The sequence below is a fragment of the Acinetobacter sp. YH01009 genome (genome assembly GCF_013420765.1).
In the GTDB taxonomy this organism is placed as follows: Bacteria; Pseudomonadota; Gammaproteobacteria; order Pseudomonadales; family Moraxellaceae; genus Acinetobacter; species Acinetobacter amyesii.
The window spans coordinates 1-17,293 of record NZ_VOYE01000011.1; the positions used below are offsets into that span (position 1 = coordinate 1).

Genomic DNA, 17,293 nt, shown 5'->3' on the forward strand with positions numbered 1-17,293 from the left:
GAGACAGCTCCGACAGCTCCGACAGCTCCGACAGCTCCGACAGCTCCGACAGCTCCGACAGCTCCGACAGCTCCGACAGCTCCGACAGCTCCGACAGCTCCGACAGCTCCGACAGCTCCGACAGCTCCGACAGCTCCGACAGCTCCGACAGCTCCGACAGCTCCAGCACCTCAGCCAGTGGCAACGCAGTCAGCCGCAGAATATTTGGCAAACCCACTTTAAGATTTCCGTTTAACAATAAAAAAGACGCCTTGGCGTCTTTTTTCATTTTAGGAAAATTAGGGCTTTTGCAGTTGTGTTAAGGTTTTACGCGCCAGTCCCGGATCATCTGCAAATACACCATCTACACCAGCTTTATAGAAGTTTTCAAATTCTTTGGCCGCCCCCGTATCACAGCGTTCTGTCGCCACAGAGCTACATTTTAAATAGTCAGGTAAAAAACCATTTTCAGGTCTGAGCGTATAAGGATGGACTTTCAAACCAGCAGCATGGGCATCTTTGACAAAAGTGGTTTGTTTAAATTCAGTGTTTGAAAAAATATAGGTTTTACTTGGACCTACACCATCTGCATATTTTGCCACTGATTTTAGGCCTTCTGCAGTGGCTAAACTTGCATAATTTTGAGGTGAGCTTTGTTGCTGTAAGTCACCCGGTATGGCAGTTGGGCTATCTAATAATTGAATAATTTTGCCATGTTTGAGGGTTTTCTTTTGCGTGAGTTGATCACGTAAGTACTTCAGATTGGTGGTTTCAAAGGACTGTAAATATACAGGCGCGATATCACGTGTATAACTGTATTTGGCAAGCGTTGTGAGTAAGCGATCTTCCATGGCTAGATTTTGCTGTTGGAAAAATGTTGGATGCTTGGTTTCAATATATAAACCAACAATTTTTCCAGTTTTTTTATAATGAGCTTCGGCAAGTTCAATGATTTGTTCGAGCGTTGGGATGCTGTATTGATCATTATATTGAGTGTTATTAGGGCGATATTGAGCAATACGCTCACGTGCTTTTACATTTTGAGTCAGTTCATTCAAATTAAAGTCTTCCGTAAACCATCCTGTATAGTCGATACCATCGATTTTTTTGGTGGTTTTTCGATCCTCAAATTGTGACAGCGTACTAATATTGGTTGTCCCTGAAATTTCACTTTCATGGCGCGCAACCAGATAGCCATCCTTGGTTGGCACTAAATCGGGTTCGATAAAATCCGCACCATCGTCAATCGCTTTTTGATATGCGGCAAGGGTATGCTCGGGTCGCAAAGCACTGGCACCACGATGCCCAACAATGACAAAACCTGTATCAGGCAAAATAGGGGGCTTTGTGACATGGGTTTTATCGTCATCCGAATTACATGCAGATAAACCAAAAACGCTAAAAAGGAGCAGTGAAGACACGCCCCATGAGGATTTCACTTTGCTTGTTATGGCTAGATTTAACTGCTTTGTTAATTGTTTTTGCATGGCTGCCTCTGCATCTTTTTATATAAATGAATGATGTTGCAGGCATACATTGCAGGGCAGTGGCTAAGGCTTCATGACAGAGGCGGTTTTGTCACATAAATTTACTAAAATAGCTGAAGTGGAGGCTCTCCATATTTTCTACATATTTCGCTTCAAGCAAGGTTTTTATGTAGTCTAGGCTTGTAATCAAGCACATTGTGATTGATTATCAATAAGATTTTTTGAAAAAATCAATCAACACATTTTATTTCATTAATTGAAAAGTGACATGGACTGATGCTGTCTAAGTTTTTTATTTATCGACCGATTTTTGCAGGTGTCTTGGCGATCATCGTCATGGCGCTCGGGCTATTTGCTGTGCTCAATTTACCGGTAGAGCGCTATCCAGATATTGCACCACCACGAATTACGGTCAGTGCAAGTTATAGCGGTGCGTCAGCAGAAACAGTCGAGGAAAGTGTCACACAAGTTCTTGAGCAACAAATTAAAGGAATTGATCATCTTTTATATTTTAGTTCAAGCAGCGACTCTTCAGGTCGAAGCCGGATCAGCATCAGTTTTGAAAATGGCACTGACCCAGATACCGCTCAAGTGCAAGTACAAAATGCCATAAATGGAGTAATCAATCGGCTGCCTGAAGATGTGCAGCGCCAAGGGGTAAATGTCTATAAATCTTTGGGTGATACCCATATGGTTATCGGCCTCTATGATGAGACTGGCAAGAGTTCGAATATCGAACTTGGTGACTATATGATGACTCATCTAGAGCAGGACATTGCTCGAATTGAGGGTATCGGTGAAGTCGATGTTTTTGGTTCGCAATTTGCCATGCGCATTTGGCTCAACCCACTGAAGTTAAAGCAATATAGCCTTATGCCCAGTGATATCCGTGCGGCTGTTGAATCACAAAATACGCAGGTTGCAGCCGGAGCCGTAGGTGAATTGCCGAGTGTATCGGATCAATATCTCAATGCAAAAGTCACTTCAGGTTCACGTTTAAAGTCAGTTGAAGAATTTGAAAATATTATTGTCAAATCTGCACGAGACGGCAGTTTTGTCTATTTAAAAGACGTTGCACGTGTTGAATTGGGTGCGGAAAATTATTCAGGGGTCAATACCATTAACGGATATCCATCTTCAGGGATGGGGATCTCATTGGCATCTGGGGCGAATGCACTTGAAACCTCAGCCTTAATTAAGCAAGAAATTGAACAATTAGCGAAGCAATTACCTGCCGGTTATAAAATTGTTTATCCTCGGGATAACACGCCATTTGTACAAGAATCGATTAAAGAAGTGGTGAAAACATTATTCGAAGCCGTTTTATTAGTGGTTTTGGTGATGTTTATCTTCTTACAAAATTGGCGAGCAACGCTGATACCTGCGATTACCGTGCCTGTGGTGATTCTAGGGACTTTAGCGATTTTATATGCTTTGGGCATGACCATTAACACGCTCACCTTGTTTGCATTGGTATTGGCCATCGGTCTGTTGGTCGATGATGCGATTGTTGTGGTGGAAAATGTCGAACGTTTAATGCATGAACAACAGTTAACAGCAAAACAAGCGGCTATAGAGTCGATGCATGAAATTAGTGGGGCATTAATCGGGATTACTTTGGTATTAACCGCTGTATTTATTCCCATGGCGTTCTTTGGTGGCTCAACGGGCGTGATCTATAGACAATTTTCCATCACACTTGTGGCTGCCATGGGCTTGTCACTGATGGTTGCGCTGATTTTAACTCCTGCATTATGTGCCTTAATTTTAAAACCCAATCCGAAACCACAGCGCTGGGCGATTTGGTTTAACGCCAAATTAGAGATTTTAAAAACCAAATATCTAGCACTTGCACAAGCCACGGTTCGTTATCGCTTATGGACGGTGGTTTTGTTTGCGGGGCTCATTACGGTATTTGCTTTGTTTTATCGTGCTTTGCCGACCAGTTTTATTCCTAGTGAAGACCAAGGTATTTTGAGTGTGCAACTTAAATTACAAGAAGGTGCACCGATGTCGAAAAGTCGTGAGGTCGGTGAACAAATTCGGCAGTACTTTTTAACTGAAGAAAAGCAAAATGTTGATTTGGTGATGATTCGTTATGGACGAAATTTTTCTGGTACGGGTCAAAACTTAGGGCAAGGATTTATTGCACTGAAGCATTGGGATGAACGTTCAGGACAACACAATTCAGCGCAAGCGATTCGTGAACGTGCTATGAAACATTTTAAAAAATTTAACAATGCACAAATCAATGTCAGCATGCCGTCCTCTGTCAGTGGCCTTGGGCAAACCGATGGTCTGGAATTTTGGCTGCGAGATATGAATGGTGAAGGCCGTGCTTATCTCGATGCGCAATTTAAAAGCTTACAAGAAAAATCTTCACAATTCAGCAGTTTCGAAAATTTAGACAAACGCTCAAACCCCGATAAAGCTGAACTAAAAGTAGATATTGATCAAAAACAAGCAATGGCCTTGGGGTTAACTCAAAATGCGATTAATAGCACCATGAGTAGCGCATGGGGCGGTAGCTATATCAACGATTTTATCGACCGTGGGCGCATTAAACGCGTCATGATGCAGGCAGATGCCGAATTCCGTTCTAAACCAGAAGATTTAGCCTATTGGCATGTACGTAATGACCAAAATGAAATGATTCCATTTAGTAATTTTTCAACCATTGGCTGGAGTGGCGGCCCTGAAGTCGTCAATCGCTTTATGGGATACACCGCATTACAAATGGAAGCGGATACAGCCAAAAATGTCTCAAGTGGACAAGCCATGCAGGATGTGAAAGCCTTAGTCGATCAGGTGCCTGGCGTGGATGTGGCATGGAGTGGTTTATCTTTTGAAGAGCAAAAATCAAGTCATCAAGCGATTTGGCTATATTTGGTCTCGATTGGATTTATTTTCCTCTGTCTTGCCGCCCTATATGAAAGTTGGAGCATTCCGACCGCAGTCATGAGTGCGATTCCACTCGGGATAGGCGGTAATATTTTGTTTAGCTACATGACCGGTTTTCCAAATGACATCTATTTCCAAATTGCCTTGCTGACGACCATCGGTCTGTCCTGTAAAAATGCGATCTTGCTTGTAGAGTTTGCAGCGATGGCACAAGAAAAAGGCAAACATGTAATCGAGGCTGCAATGGAAGGCGCAGCACTACGTTTACGTCCTATTTTGATGACCTCTTTGGCTTTTGGTGCAGGGGTGGTTCCTTTAGTTCTTGCTTTTGGCGCAGGTGCAGCCAGTCGTCAAGAGATTGGGGTAAGCGTACTCGGTGGGGTAATATTCGGTACGGTCTTGGTGCTGATTTTTATTCCGTTTATGTATGTGATGGTCCGCTCTATTTTTAAAATCAAACCGGTGTCTGAAACTTAGAAATAATTCACGCACAGTGTATAGCTCTAGTAAAAGCCACCGTGAAAGCTTGAGTACATCGCGGTGGCTTTTTATGTCGCCAAATTTATGTCACCAAACTTTCGACAGGGAATGTTCACAGAGAATTTTCGCAAAGAACGTTCACCGAGAACATATTGAAGAGATTTGAAACTCTTTAGTTTATCCTTCAAAATGTGCTCTACATAGAAAGATTAAAATAAGAGTGAGTTGAATGGCGGATTTAATACAAAGACAGCGTGAAATTTCCGCTTTGCTGCAACAACAAAATTATGCAGCAGCAGTTTTCGCTTTACAGCCTCTGAACTACGCTGATCAGGCTCGTTTAATTCAGCAATTTCCAATCGAAGATCAAATCGAGTTACTTTCAGGTTTAGACCATCAAGGCTTGGTATTTGAGTTTTTCCCTTTTGAGTCACAGCGACAGCTGATTTCACGTTATCCACTGCGTCTACAAATTGAACTATTTGATGATATGCATTCTGATGATGCAACGGACTTATATAAAAGTTTAACTGATGCAGAACAAGATCGGATTTATCAACAACTTGATCAAGATACCCAAGAGCATCTAAAGGCGTTATCTGCATATGCAGAAGAGTCTGCAGGTGCAATCATGAGTTCAGACTATGTCAGTATGCCTGCTGACTTTACCATGCAACAAGCTATAGAGGCCTTACGCCATGAACCGCATGACCGTGAAACCCTGTATTTAATTTATGTCACCAATGATCAGTCTCAATTAGAAGGGGTGATTTCACTGCGGCAAATTTTGCAGGCCGATCGTGATGCACGGATTCAACAGGTGATGACCAAAGATGTGGTGACCGGCTGGATAGATGAAGATCAAGAAAGCATTGCGCGAAAATTGGCAGAATATGATTTTATGGCCTTGCCGATTGTGGATCATGCCCAGCGTTTGATGGGGATTGTCACCTATGATGATGCGATGGATGTGGTACAGGCTGAAACCACTGAAGACTTTTTAAAAGCCAGTGCGGTGAGTACCGAACCAGGTATGAGCATTAATAAAGCACCGATTTTAAAGTTGTATCAAAAGCGGGTGTTCTGGTTGGTGATATTGGTCTTTGGCAGCTTATTGTCCGGATTAGGCATTTCATATTATGAAGACATCATTGCCGCACATATCGTCTTGGTTTTTTTCTTACCCTTATTGGTCGGAAGTGGAGGCAATGCAGGTTCACAGTCTGCAACCTTAATGGTGCGAGCGCTTGCCACTGGGGATGTAAAAATTCGTGATTGGTTTTATTTATTGGGTCGGGAGACGCTCGTCGCGCTTTGCCTCGGTGGAACCATGGCCATTGCTGTATCGATTTTAGGCTACTACCGTGGTGATGCAACCGTCGCTTTGGTCTTGGCTTTAAGTATGATGGGTATCGTATTGCTCGGTTGTTTAATTGGCATGAGTTTGCCCTTTGTACTCAATAAGTTGAAGCTCGATCCTGCAAGTGCATCTGCACCCTTGGTGACCTCGATTTGTGATGCGACAGGCGTGGTGGTGTATTTGATGATTGCTTCACAATTGCTCAATTTATAGAGATTAGCATTTTGCTACAGATTGAAGACTTCTAATATGTTTTAATCTCAGTGATTTACACGGTTTTTATTGGATAAAACATGACTGAACCATTAAAACAAAAAATGTCAAAGCAAGAAGTCATTCGTCTTGAACGCGATCTCGCAAAGTTTGCCAATATGATGGACTCCGTGGTTCGGATTCCATTTACTCGACAAGGGGTAGGTGCGGACGCAGCGTTGAGTACCATTCCCGTAGCTGGTGATATCGCAGGATTTGTCTTGACCTGTTATGCCGTCTATAAAGCCAAACAGATTGGCGTACCACAAGCCAAATTAAATGGTGTGATGAAACTCGCAGTTATAGATGCTGTCGTGGGGTTTATTCCTGTTGCAGGGACGATCTTTGATGTGTTTATTCGACCGAGCCGTAAAGCTTTAGATGTTGTACATACGCACATTCGTGAAGAATATCAAATCAGTACAGATCAACATGTGGTACATCCGTTTTTACATGAAAAATTAGAACAGAAACAACAGCAATCTGCTTTTTGGCGCAACCCTGTGGTTGCATGGATATGGATCCATATCCCAGATATACTCGGGATGATTTTCTTATTAGTCTTTATCTTTGCAATTTATATGGGTGGTTCATTGCTTTGGCAATGGTTAAAGGCCAATGGGGTATTGTAGAGAGAAATGCACTGTTGCTTGAGCGCGATCAATGAAAGGCTATTCAACTGAAAAGTGATTGATAAAACGGTAAACGCTCTGAGAAAAATTAGACTCAATAAAAAAGCCTCCATAGGGAGGCTTTTTTACGACTTACATCAGATGCTGAATTATGGGCAATCTAATTGTTGTAAAGCCGCAACACGTTGTTCAATCGTTGGGTGTGTTTGGAACAATGCAGCTAAGCTGAAACCTTGTTCTTGACCCGCAGAAATAGCAAAGGCTTTCATTTCTTTTGGCATTTGATCTGGCATTTCAGATTCTGCTTGTAAACGTAATAGGGCAGAAATCATCGCTTGTTTACCTGCTAGACGCGCACCAGCTTCATCGGCACGGTATTCACGGTAGCGAGAGAACCACATCACAATGGCAGACGCTGCGATACCAAAGACAATATCTAATACAATCGTAATGACGAAATATGCGATACCCGGTGCTTCACCATCTTCACGACCGAAGACATTACGGTCGATAAAGTCACCTGCTACACGTGCAAAGAACATGACAAAGGCGTTGACTACACCTTGCACCAAAGCAAGGGTCACCATGTCACCATTGGCTACGTGACCAATTTCGTGAGCGAGTACGGCACGCAGTTCATCTTTGTTCATACGCTCCAATAGACCGGTAGAAACCGCCACTAAAGCATCATTTTTGTTCCAGCCTGTTGCAAAGGCATTAGACTGGTACGATGGGAAAATACCCACTTCTGGCATTTTGATACCAGAACGTTGTGCCAGTTGCGCAACTTCGTTGAGTAACCATGCTTCAGCTTGGCTACGTGGTGCATTAGGGTCAATCAGCTCTGTACCCGTGGTTTTTTTCGCCATCCATTTTGACATGAATAGTGAGATCATCGAACCCACCATACCGAACACAAAACAGATAACGAGCAAGTTGCCTAAGTTTAAGCCGCCTGCACCGTGGTAACTACCGACACCGAAGAGTGACAAGATTATGCCAGCTACAACCAGTACCGCGAGGTTGGTCAGCAAGAACAAACCAATCCGCATCATTGGGTAAATCCTCTTATTATAGAAAAATGATCTGATTTACAAATAAAAATCATTAAACTCAATATGAGGTGAAAGTCTTAAAATTTCAAGGAAAAATTAGTAAAACAGATGCAATTTTACAAAATCAGTGATTTTATTCATTGAAATAAATGCGCGCTGAGGCAGAAGCATTTGCTGTCGCAAATGAACCTGAAGGTGCATCGGTAAAACTACCATTGTCCGTTTGAATAATTTGACGTGCTGGAGACTTGGCTACAGTAGGGGCAGCGGCATGATAATTGTCCGAACTGGCAATAATCCGACCACTATTTGAAGTGCTATTTGAACTACTCGAACCCGAGACACTTAAACTACCAGCATATAGGTTGCTGTAGCGGCTAGTGACACGGCGGACATAGTCTTGAGTTTCACGAAAAGGAGGGATGCCACCATATTTTGCGACATTGCCTTCACCTGCGTTATAACCTGCTAAGGCAAGTGAGGTGTTACCATTAAAACGTTTCAGCAGCCAAGATAAATAGCGCGCACCAGCCATAATGTTCTGATGTGGATCATAGGCATTTGATACATTGAAGCGACGTGCAGTAGCAGGCATGAGTTGCATTAAACCTTGCGCACCGACAGGCGAGCGTGCATTGGTGTTAAAACCTGATTCGGTATGCATCACCGCTTTGATTAGACCTTCGGATACACCATGCTGGGCCGCGGCTTGTTTAATAATATTGTCAAAGGCATTTTTATTACGGCTATAACTTGGTAACACAGACGCTTCATTTGAGCCCCAGTTACTATAACTATGGATATTACTGTCCGGATAGTAGGTTTTTTTCTCGACTTTCAGATTGCTATAGCGGCCTTGTTTATTGGTTAGTAGCGTTGTGCCGTTACTTTCACGTAATTGATAGATCGTTTGGCCGGCAAAAATGCTCGGTGCAGCTAAACTGATAGCCACACTTCCACTTAATAACAGCCCCAAAGTCCAAGTATTGTTTTTCATTTTATTGTGAAGAAAAAAATTCTGTCCCCAAACAGTTAAAATAGAGTTTATCAAAAAAAAATCAGATGAAAAGGCTTCGAGGGCTGATTTCTTCTTTACTTTGTAAAAATCAAGTCATTTTGATGATTCAATAATCAAAAAAAATATTTATTTTTTTTTAATGAGCATAACTTGACACATCTAAAGCATTGATAAGTAAGGGATAATAAATTGATCAAAAAATGATCAATTTAAATAGAAGCCTTAAAATAAGGGCAGCTCACCTTGTCAAGTCATTTAAAATCCACAAAGTTATCCACAGCTTTTGTGGACAACTGTGGAAAAGTCCAAAAGATAAGCGTTTCGCCTAAAAAATGAACTCGACCGTATAAAATAATGCGCTGAGGATGACGTGATCATGACAGTATTTTTACTTTTTTCGGAAATTACATTCTTTTGATGCGAGAAGTCTGCGAATCGGATAAAATTGCGCGGTATTTTTTTTTAGGTTTAACTCGTCTATGTTCTCGCCAGTTGAGTCCGAACAAGGATTTAATTTCAAACCAGAACTACCAACTAGCTCTGCGTATTATCGTTTATTGAAAAAGCTACGCCGTCAGGTCGGTCATGCCATTCGTGATTTTAAAATGATCGAAGAGGGCGACAAGGTGATGGTCTGTATTTCAGGCGGTAAAGACAGTTATACCTTGCTCGACATTTTGTTGCAGTTTAAGCGTATTGCACCGATTAATTTTGATGTGGTTGCGGTCAACCTTGACCAAAAACAACCGGGTTTCCCTGAAGAAGTATTGCCACGTTATTTAGAAGAAAACAAAATTCCGTATTACATCTTAGAAAAAGATACCTACAGCATTACTAAACGTTTAACCCCAGAAGGTAAAACGTATTGTGCAGTATGCTCACGTTTACGTCGTGGTTCGTTATACGGCTTTGCTCAAGAAATTGGGGCGACGAAAGTGGCTTTAGGTCATCATCGTGATGATATTTTGGCGACGTTCTTCTTGAACTTGTTCCATGGCGGTAGCTTAAAAGCCATGCCACCGAAATTATTGTCTTCTGATAAAAAGAACATTTTGATTCGTCCACTGGCTTATGTGGAAGAAAAAGACATTATCAAGTATGCAGAAATGCGTAAGTTCCCAATTATCCCATGTAACTTGTGTGGTTCACAGGAAAACTTACAACGTGCGATGCTAAATGACATGCTGCGTACTTGGGATAAAGAATTTCCAAAACGTTTACACAGTATTTTTGGCGCATTGCAAAATGTATCGCCTTCACAACTGGCAGACCGTGAGTTATTCCACTTTGAAGCCTTGGATGAACAACGCGAATTTGACTTCAAAAATAGCGAAAGTTGTTCAACTGAAGAAGGTGAGCCTGAAAGCAAACGCATTAATATGGTGAACTTAGGTTTTATGGCAGATTAAGCCGAAAACTTCATCACGCAAAAGGCATTCTACGGAATGCCTTTTTTATGCTTATGATTTTTCTCATTTTGTTGTTAAACAGTTAAATATTGAACGGTGCGTACAAAAAACTTTAGCCTTTTCGCAAATGATCATGCTATAACAAGCCTCAAGCAAAATATGCTTGCACTGATGTTGTCCGGAACGGCAACACACACGAACAAAATAAATTGAGGAAAGATCATGCCTGCTTTTTTAACTGATGATTGGTTTTCAACTGTAGAAACTCTGACAGCTCAAGCTGGTGATTTAAACTTACCACCTGCATTGGCTAATCTTGCAATTAACCTTGTGGTTGCTGACGCTGCAGGCAATACTGAATTGTCATTAGATGGTGGTGCAATTAAAAAAGGTTTATCTTCAAACGCGAAAACAACGTTGAACATGGATGCTGAAACTTTACGTAAAGTATTCCTTGAGTTTGATATGGCTGCAGCGATGCAAGCGTTTATGACGGGCAAAATAAAAGTACAAGGTGATATGTCACAATTGATGGCATTACAAACAGCAAAACCAAGTGCTGAGCAAAAAGATTTGTTCAAAAAAGTACTTGAGCAAACTGCTTAAGTTTAAAACGAAAAAAGCTTACCTAAAGGTAAGCTTTTTTTTGTGCGCTCACATGTAAATGTTAGGTGGACGCATATTAGATATTCACAAGTTGAGGTGTGGTTTTAATATGTTCCAAATACGCACGAATACGCGTGACATATTGCACAGCTTGACGATAACGACCATTGCTGGCCTTGTTACGGTCTAGATAAGCATATAAATTCACCCACTTATTCGGGTTTTTACCCTGAGACTGGATGCGCTTTTGAATCTGACTTACAGCACCAGGACCCATGTTATAAGCCACTAAGGCATACCAATTACGATCAGGGTACGGAATGTTACTATAACGGTTTAACATTTGGTCATAGTACTTTGCACCACCTTGAATGCTTTGAGTCGCATCTGTACGGTTGCTCACACCCATGGCTTTTGCTGTACTGTTGGTCAGCATCATAATGCCACGAACACCCGTTGGGGATACCGAGTCAGGTTTGAGGTAAGACTCTTGATAACCAATTGCTGCCAATAAATGCCAGTCTAGGTCGTATTGCTTGGCCGTGTTTTTAAAACTTGCCTTATAGATCGGCATACGTTTACTTAAATCACGTTGAATCACATTCCAAGAATCTTGTTTGACCACATTACGGTTGTAGAATGATGCCAACTGTCCAATTGCGCCATTTTGTTTGGCACGGCAAATAAAGCCACTCGCGGTTTGGCTGAGTGGATCGTCTGCATTTTTAAATACCCAGTTTAAGTTGCTGTTTAAACCATTCTTTTTCAAAGAAACGGTATCACCACAACTGGCTGAAAATGACGTCAAATGCTTGGCTTCAATGGTACTCATTTCGGCAGTGGTCATAGCAAAATTGGCTTGACCTTTGGCAACCATTTTTAAAGCAGTGGCATTGTCATTCACTGTTTTAAAATCTAATTGGACATTTAAACTTTCTGCATAGTTACGTGCAAGGTCGTAACCAAAACCATGTCGATGTTTACCATCCTGAAAAACAATGTCAGGATTGGCAACGGCAACAACAGTGAGTTTATTACTGTTGACGACAGCATCATATTGATGAGCTGTTTTGCTGGCATTAATACTGTGAAAAGGAATTAAGACAGTACTAAGTGCAAGCGCTTTAAATGGGAGAGAGTTAAAAGAGTTAAGGCAAAGCCTCGACCCAGAAGTTGAACTACTGTGCATGTTGTCTCCGCTACAAGTAATTTATGCCCTAAAAAGCAAAGGCAAACACGCCTCAGACTTTTTCAAGTTTGATAAATTCAATAAGGGTTGGGCAGTCATGACGTCATTCAAAAATGACTAGGGGTTTTCGGGAAATATGTAGAAAATCTACACTGGATAAAAATTAAACAAGCCTGAAAGATGTGCGCATAATAATAAGCAAAAAAATACTTGTCAAATTTTGTACGAAAAAATATTAAAATATGTAACATAAATAATTGATTTTGTTTGCGAATAAATTTTATATACTTTGCCTGTGTAGAAATGGAGGATAAAATAGGCATGTTTTGTAAAAATCAGCGCTTGCTCAAGGCCGAAAAATCATCATGAAATCTAACTTAATTACCCGTGGTGGACACGATTTATTGGTCGCTGAACTTCAACATTTATGGCATGAAGAACGACCTGAAATTACCAAAAAAGTGAACTGGGCGGCCAGTCTTGGCGACCGTTCGGAAAACGCGGATTATCAATATAATAAGCAATTGTTACGCAAAATTGACCGACGTGTACGCTATTTGGGAAAACGTTTGGAAGAGCTTCGTATTATCGATTATTCACCCGAACAAAAAGGGAAAGTCTATTTTGGGGCGTGGGTCGAAATTGAAAATGAAGACGGCGAACAAAAAACACTAAGAATCGTGGGGGTAGATGAAATTTATGATCATCATCCGCAGCATATCTCAATTGATTCACCTATGGCTCGAGCACTCCTGTCGAAGCAAGTGGATGATGAGGTCGAAGTCCTAACTCCATTGGGAAAAAAATGTTGGTATATCAATTCAATTCGTTATGAAATGGGCGAAAGTACTGAAAAATAACAAACTGCTTTTATTTTGTTCAATTAGACGTATTTTTTACAAAATAATTTGCCATTGCTGAATTTTGTTTATATGATGGCGGCCATGGAAGCGTGGCAGAGCGGTTTAATGCACCGGTCTTGAAAACCGACGAGGGCGCGAGTCCTCCGTGAGTTCGAATCTCACCGCTTCCGCCAAATTCAAAAACCCTGATGTTTTTAACATCAGGGTTTTTTTATATGTGTAAATTTAGGCAATGCAATTAGCTATGATCTCAATTTAATACATATTTATTCACCTTCAATTTTTCTGACCTAATCCAAAATTTTCGAATCGCCTAAATTTTGTATGAACGATTCGCCAAGTGTTCAAAATAAAGCAAAATAATTTGCCAAGCTGAATTTTTATTTATATGATAGCGGCCATGGAAGCGTGGCAGAGCGGTTTAATGCACCGGTCTTGAAAACCGACGAGGGCGCGAGTCCTCCGTGAGTTCGAATCTCACCGCTTCCGCCATATTCAAAAAACCCCAATGTAAAACATTGGGGTTTTTTATTGCCTAAATTTTTTGAATAGTTTTTTTCTACAGGCGAAGCTGATATACAGCATGGATATGACATGCTATTAATTATTCACAATAAACAGAAAACAAGATCAATCGATTTAGAAAAGGAATTCACCCATGCAAAAACCAGAGCTTATTCATGAACTGGAATGGCAAGCGCGTTGTCAATTGGCGGCTCTGTATCGCTTGGTGGCTTATTATAAAATGACCGACTTAATTGATACCCATATCAGCTTACGTTTAAGTCATGAACCGGAGCATTTTCTGATTAATCGTTATGGTGTGACCTTTGACAAAATGACGGCTTCGGATTTGGTCAAAATTGATCATGAAGGTAAAATTGTTGAAACCTATGATGCAGGGAAGATGGTGAATGTAGCAGGCTTTGTGATTCATTCTGCCTTACATCATGCGCGTGCAAATATTAATTGCGTGATTCATACGCATACTGCGGATGGCGTGGCAGTTTCTGCACAGGAACATGGATTATTGCCAATCTCACAACATGCGTTAAAGTTCTATCAGAACATTGCTTATCATGAATATGAGGGCATAGCCTTTTCAACTGAAGAGCGTGAAAGATTGGTACAGGATATGAGGCATTATCGCTGTATGATTTTACGTAATCACGGTTTGCTTGCGACTGGTGATAGTGTGGCACGGGCATTTCATGAAATTTACTTTTTAGAACGAGCTTGTCAAATTCAAGTAAAAGCATTGTCGAGTGCTACATTGCATTATCCAAGTCCGAAGGTTTGTGAACATACGTTGCAGCAGTTTGAAAATCCGATGGCCGAGCCCATTATTCAAGCGGCTTGGCAGGCGGCCTTGTCCTTAATTGACGATCAGCAGTCAGATTATTGCAGATAATATAATTTTCAATCATCTAGCTCATAGAGTATAGGCGCTATGCCTTATGTGCAGAAGAATAGTCATGGCTTGAGCAACGCGTTATCATGTTCATAGTGGAACTATGAGATGAACTATGAAAATCGTTGCAGATGAAAATCTGGCATTTACTGAGTATTTTTTTGCCGAATTTGGTGAAATAAAGCAAGCGGCAGGTCGAACATTGACCCATGCAGATGTCAAAGAAGCCGATGCATTGTTGGTACGATCGGTGACTCAGGTAAATGCAGACTTAATTCAACAGACCGCACTCAAATTTGTCGGTAGTGCTACGATTGGAACAGATCATTTAGATATTACTGCTTTAGAAAAGCAGGGGATTGCTTGGTCAAATGCCGCAGGTTGTAATGCACAAGCGGTTGCTGAATATGTGATTACGGCATTGCTTTATGTTAAACCTGAATTGTTGAATGCAAATGAAAAATTTACCTTGGGCATTGTTGGTTTAGGTAATGTTGGTTCACGTTTAGCCGTCATGGCAGAATTATTCGGTTGGAATGTCATTGGCTATGATCCATTTGTGCAATCTGATCAGGTGAAACAAGTTGAATTTGCAGAACTGTTAAAAAGTGCAGATGCGATTAGTACTCATGTGCCACTGACCAAAGAGGGTGAACATCCAACCTATCATTTAATCAATGCTGCTGCGCTTGCTGCTATGAAGCCAACTGCGATCTTGATTAATTCCGCGCGTGGGCCAGTGGTCGAAGAAGTTGCCTTAATTGCCGATATTCAACAGACACAGCGTAAAGTGGTCTTAGACGTTTTTGAGCATGAGCCAGAGATTTCAGCAGCGTTGTTAGATTTAATTTACGTGGTGACACCACATATTGCGGGCTATAGCTTGGAAGGTAAAGCACGTGGCACACAGATGATCTATGAAGCATTTTGTCAAACTTTCAAGCAACCGATAAATAAAGCTTTTGAAAGTCAGTTGCCCGTCTGTGAGCAGTATTTTACGGGTGCTGACTTTAAGACGGTATTACAGCGTTATTTAAAAGATATTTATGACATCGCTCGTGATGATGCCAACTTACGTGCTTGCCTAAAAGACGGCAAGGTGGATCAAAAAGCCTTTGATTATTTACGTAAAACCTATCCTTTACGCCGTGAATGGGCTGCACATGGAGGCCCAGCAGCATGAGTCAAATGAACTTTCAACCGAGTTGTGAACTCACTGCACTTCGTGCACGTGCCACGATGTATGCTCAAATTCGCCAGTTTTTTGCGGCACGTGATGTACTAGAAGTGGAAACACCTGTGCTTTCTCAAGCGGGTGTCACCGATGTGCATTTAGCATCGGTACAGGCTCAGCGCCATGTGAATGGTCAAAAGCAAACGCATTATTTGCAAACTTCACCTGAATTTGCCATGAAACGTCTGTTGGCAAGTGGCAGTGGATCTATTTACCAAATCTGTAAAGTTTTCCGTGATGATGAACATGGACGTAAACACAACAGTGAATTCACCATGTTGGAATGGTACCGTCCGGGTTTTAGCTTAAAAGACTTGATGTTTGAAGTGACGGACTTATTGAATGAAACTTTGAAACAGCGCTTTGGTGAAGTTCGTCCAACTATTTTGAGCTATAAGCATGCCTTTATGGATCGTTTGGATTTGAACCCGTTACAAGCTTCTTTACAAGATCTGAAAGATTGCTGTCGTCGTGTGGGACTAAGCTTAGATCTGGGTGAAGACCGTTTAGGCTATATCGATTTATTGTTCTCGCATTATGTTGAGCCGAGCCTCGGTTTTGATACGCCAGTGTTCCTTACAGATTTTCCACCGGAAATGGCTTCTTTGGCGAAAACCCGTGTGGACGAAGATGGTGAATTGGTTGCAGCACGATTTGAGCTATATATCGAAGGTTTAGAGTTAGCAAATGCTTATGATGAACTGATTGATGCAGACGTTTTACGCCGTCGTTTTGAGGCGGATAATGCAGAGCGCGCTAAACTTGGCTTGCATGTGATGCCGATTGATGAATATTTGCTTGCTGCATTACCGTATATGAGTGAGTGTGCAGGTATAGCCTTAGGCATTGATCGATTGCTAATGGTGGCAACGAATCAGTTAAAACTTGAAAAAGTCATTAGTTTCCCAGCTGATATTTCTTAAAAAATGTCTTGATCGGCTGATGGTAAAATTGGCCGATCAATTTAAATATTTAGTAAAACCCAAACTATAGGCTTCAAACCCTAAATTTTGATAAAAAGCATGTGCGGCATAGCGTTCAGGACGATTACCACTGTTGAGTAAAATACGTTTTAGACCTTGTCGCCGAGCGCTTTGCTCAATGGCTTGCATGAAGCGTCGCCCTAAACCTTGACCGCGATAACTGGCATCAATGACAAAAGCCTGAATCCGAATAAATCCTTCCTCAAACTCCCAACTGTATTGTTGGATAAAACCTGCATAACCAATGACGCGGTCATCAGCCGTCATCACCAAGGTTTGATAATGCTTATCCAAATGAATCAACTGCCAATGCTGTTGGAGTCGCTCTGGTGGTATTTCATAACCCAATTGGAGTGTGAGTTGATGAATGTCGAGGAGATCTTTTGGGAGGTGTAGTGGACGAATTTGGGGATGCATATTGTCAGCTCGATGGT

General features: G+C 41.5%; 15 protein-coding genes and 2 tRNA genes. 12 read left to right on the forward strand and 5 right to left on the reverse strand.

From position 1 onward, the window contains the following. Positions 1-222: hypothetical protein (locus FTT76_RS17680; protein WP_257235093.1), on the forward strand; the 222-nt coding region annotated here is incomplete at its 5' end. Between the two features lie 56 nt (positions 223-278). Here FTT76_RS17680 and FTT76_RS11235 read toward each other — a convergent pair. Beyond that, complete coding sequence (locus FTT76_RS11235; protein WP_180007502.1) at positions 279-1,466, reverse strand: glycerophosphodiester phosphodiesterase family protein; 1,188 nt, start codon at positions 1,464-1,466, stop codon at positions 279-281. Between the two features lie 276 nt (positions 1,467-1,742). On the opposite strand from FTT76_RS11235, the gene FTT76_RS11240 reads away from it, so the two are divergent. The 3 genes from FTT76_RS11240 to FTT76_RS11250 all read left to right on the forward strand — a co-directional run bounded on the left by FTT76_RS11240 (position 1,743) and on the right by FTT76_RS11250 (position 7,091). Continuing rightward, the gene (locus FTT76_RS11240; RefSeq protein ID WP_180007503.1) at positions 1,743-4,844 is read left to right on the forward strand and encodes a multidrug efflux RND transporter permease subunit; all 3,102 of its coding nucleotides are present in this window, start codon (positions 1,743-1,745) and stop codon (positions 4,842-4,844) included. Positions 4,845-5,076: 232 nt separating this feature from the next. After that, entirely contained in the window at positions 5,077-6,420 is a 1,344-nt protein-coding gene (gene mgtE / locus FTT76_RS11245; RefSeq protein ID WP_180007504.1) for a magnesium transporter, read from the forward strand. Between the two features lie 80 nt (positions 6,421-6,500). Continuing rightward, entirely contained in the window at positions 6,501-7,091 is a 591-nt protein-coding gene (locus FTT76_RS11250) for a DUF4112 domain-containing protein (protein WP_111883898.1), read from the forward strand. Positions 7,092-7,240: 149 nt separating this feature from the next. On the opposite strand, the gene htpX is transcribed toward FTT76_RS11250, so the two are convergent. Then, positions 7,241-8,146 carry a protease HtpX gene (gene htpX / locus FTT76_RS11255; RefSeq protein ID WP_078190437.1) on the reverse strand — a complete coding sequence of 302 codons (906 nt, stop codon included), beginning with the start codon at positions 8,144-8,146 and terminating at the stop codon, positions 7,241-7,243. A gap of 133 nt (positions 8,147-8,279) precedes the next feature. Further along, positions 8,280-9,143, reverse strand: coding sequence for a lytic transglycosylase domain-containing protein (locus FTT76_RS11260; RefSeq protein WP_180007505.1), 864 nt, complete (start codon positions 9,141-9,143; stop codon positions 8,280-8,282). Positions 9,144-9,643: 500 nt separating this feature from the next. On the opposite strand from FTT76_RS11260, the gene ttcA reads away from it, so the two are divergent. After that, a complete protein-coding gene (gene ttcA / locus FTT76_RS11265; RefSeq protein ID WP_180190527.1) occupies positions 9,644-10,573 on the forward strand; it encodes a tRNA 2-thiocytidine(32) synthetase TtcA in 930 nt (309 codons plus the stop codon). 222 nt (positions 10,574-10,795) lie between these two features. After that, a complete protein-coding gene (locus tag FTT76_RS11270; RefSeq protein ID WP_180008384.1) occupies positions 10,796-11,179 on the forward strand; it encodes an SCP2 sterol-binding domain-containing protein in 384 nt (127 codons plus the stop codon). Between the two features lie 76 nt (positions 11,180-11,255). Here FTT76_RS11270 and FTT76_RS11275 read toward each other — a convergent pair whose 3' ends face one another. After that, positions 11,256-12,368 carry a transglycosylase SLT domain-containing protein gene (locus FTT76_RS11275; RefSeq protein WP_180008382.1) on the reverse strand — a complete coding sequence of 371 codons (1,113 nt, stop codon included), beginning with the start codon at positions 12,366-12,368 and terminating at the stop codon, positions 11,256-11,258. Between the two features lie 365 nt (positions 12,369-12,733). Between FTT76_RS11275 and greB the strand changes: the two genes are divergently transcribed. The 6 genes from greB (at position 12,734) to epmA (ending at position 16,799) form a co-directional block, all read left to right on the forward strand. Beyond that, positions 12,734-13,228, forward strand: a complete 495-nt coding sequence (gene greB / locus FTT76_RS11280) for a transcription elongation factor GreB (RefSeq protein ID WP_180008380.1) — start codon at positions 12,734-12,736, stop codon at positions 13,226-13,228. Between the two features lie 86 nt (positions 13,229-13,314). Then, positions 13,315-13,404: transfer RNA gene (locus tag FTT76_RS11285), tRNA-Ser, on the forward strand. 229 nt (positions 13,405-13,633) lie between these two features. After that, a tRNA-Ser gene (locus FTT76_RS11290) sits at positions 13,634-13,723 on the forward strand. A gap of 166 nt (positions 13,724-13,889) precedes the next feature. Further along, positions 13,890-14,642, forward strand: coding sequence for a class II aldolase/adducin family protein (locus tag FTT76_RS11295; protein WP_180008378.1), 753 nt, complete (start codon positions 13,890-13,892; stop codon positions 14,640-14,642). 115 nt (positions 14,643-14,757) lie between these two features. Next, positions 14,758-15,825, forward strand: coding sequence for a 4-phosphoerythronate dehydrogenase (locus FTT76_RS11300; RefSeq protein WP_180008376.1), 1,068 nt, complete (start codon positions 14,758-14,760; stop codon positions 15,823-15,825). 5 nt (positions 15,826-15,830) lie between these two features. After that, positions 15,831-16,799: an EF-P lysine aminoacylase EpmA gene (epmA, locus tag FTT76_RS11305; RefSeq protein WP_373683566.1), complete on the forward strand. Its 969-nt coding sequence runs from the start codon at positions 15,831-15,833 to the stop codon at positions 16,797-16,799. 36 nt (positions 16,800-16,835) lie between these two features. On the opposite strand, the gene FTT76_RS11310 is transcribed toward epmA, so the two are convergent. Then, positions 16,836-17,276, reverse strand: a complete 441-nt coding sequence (locus FTT76_RS11310; RefSeq protein WP_180008372.1) for a GNAT family N-acetyltransferase — start codon at positions 17,274-17,276, stop codon at positions 16,836-16,838. Between the last annotated feature and the right edge of the window lie 17 nt (positions 17,277-17,293).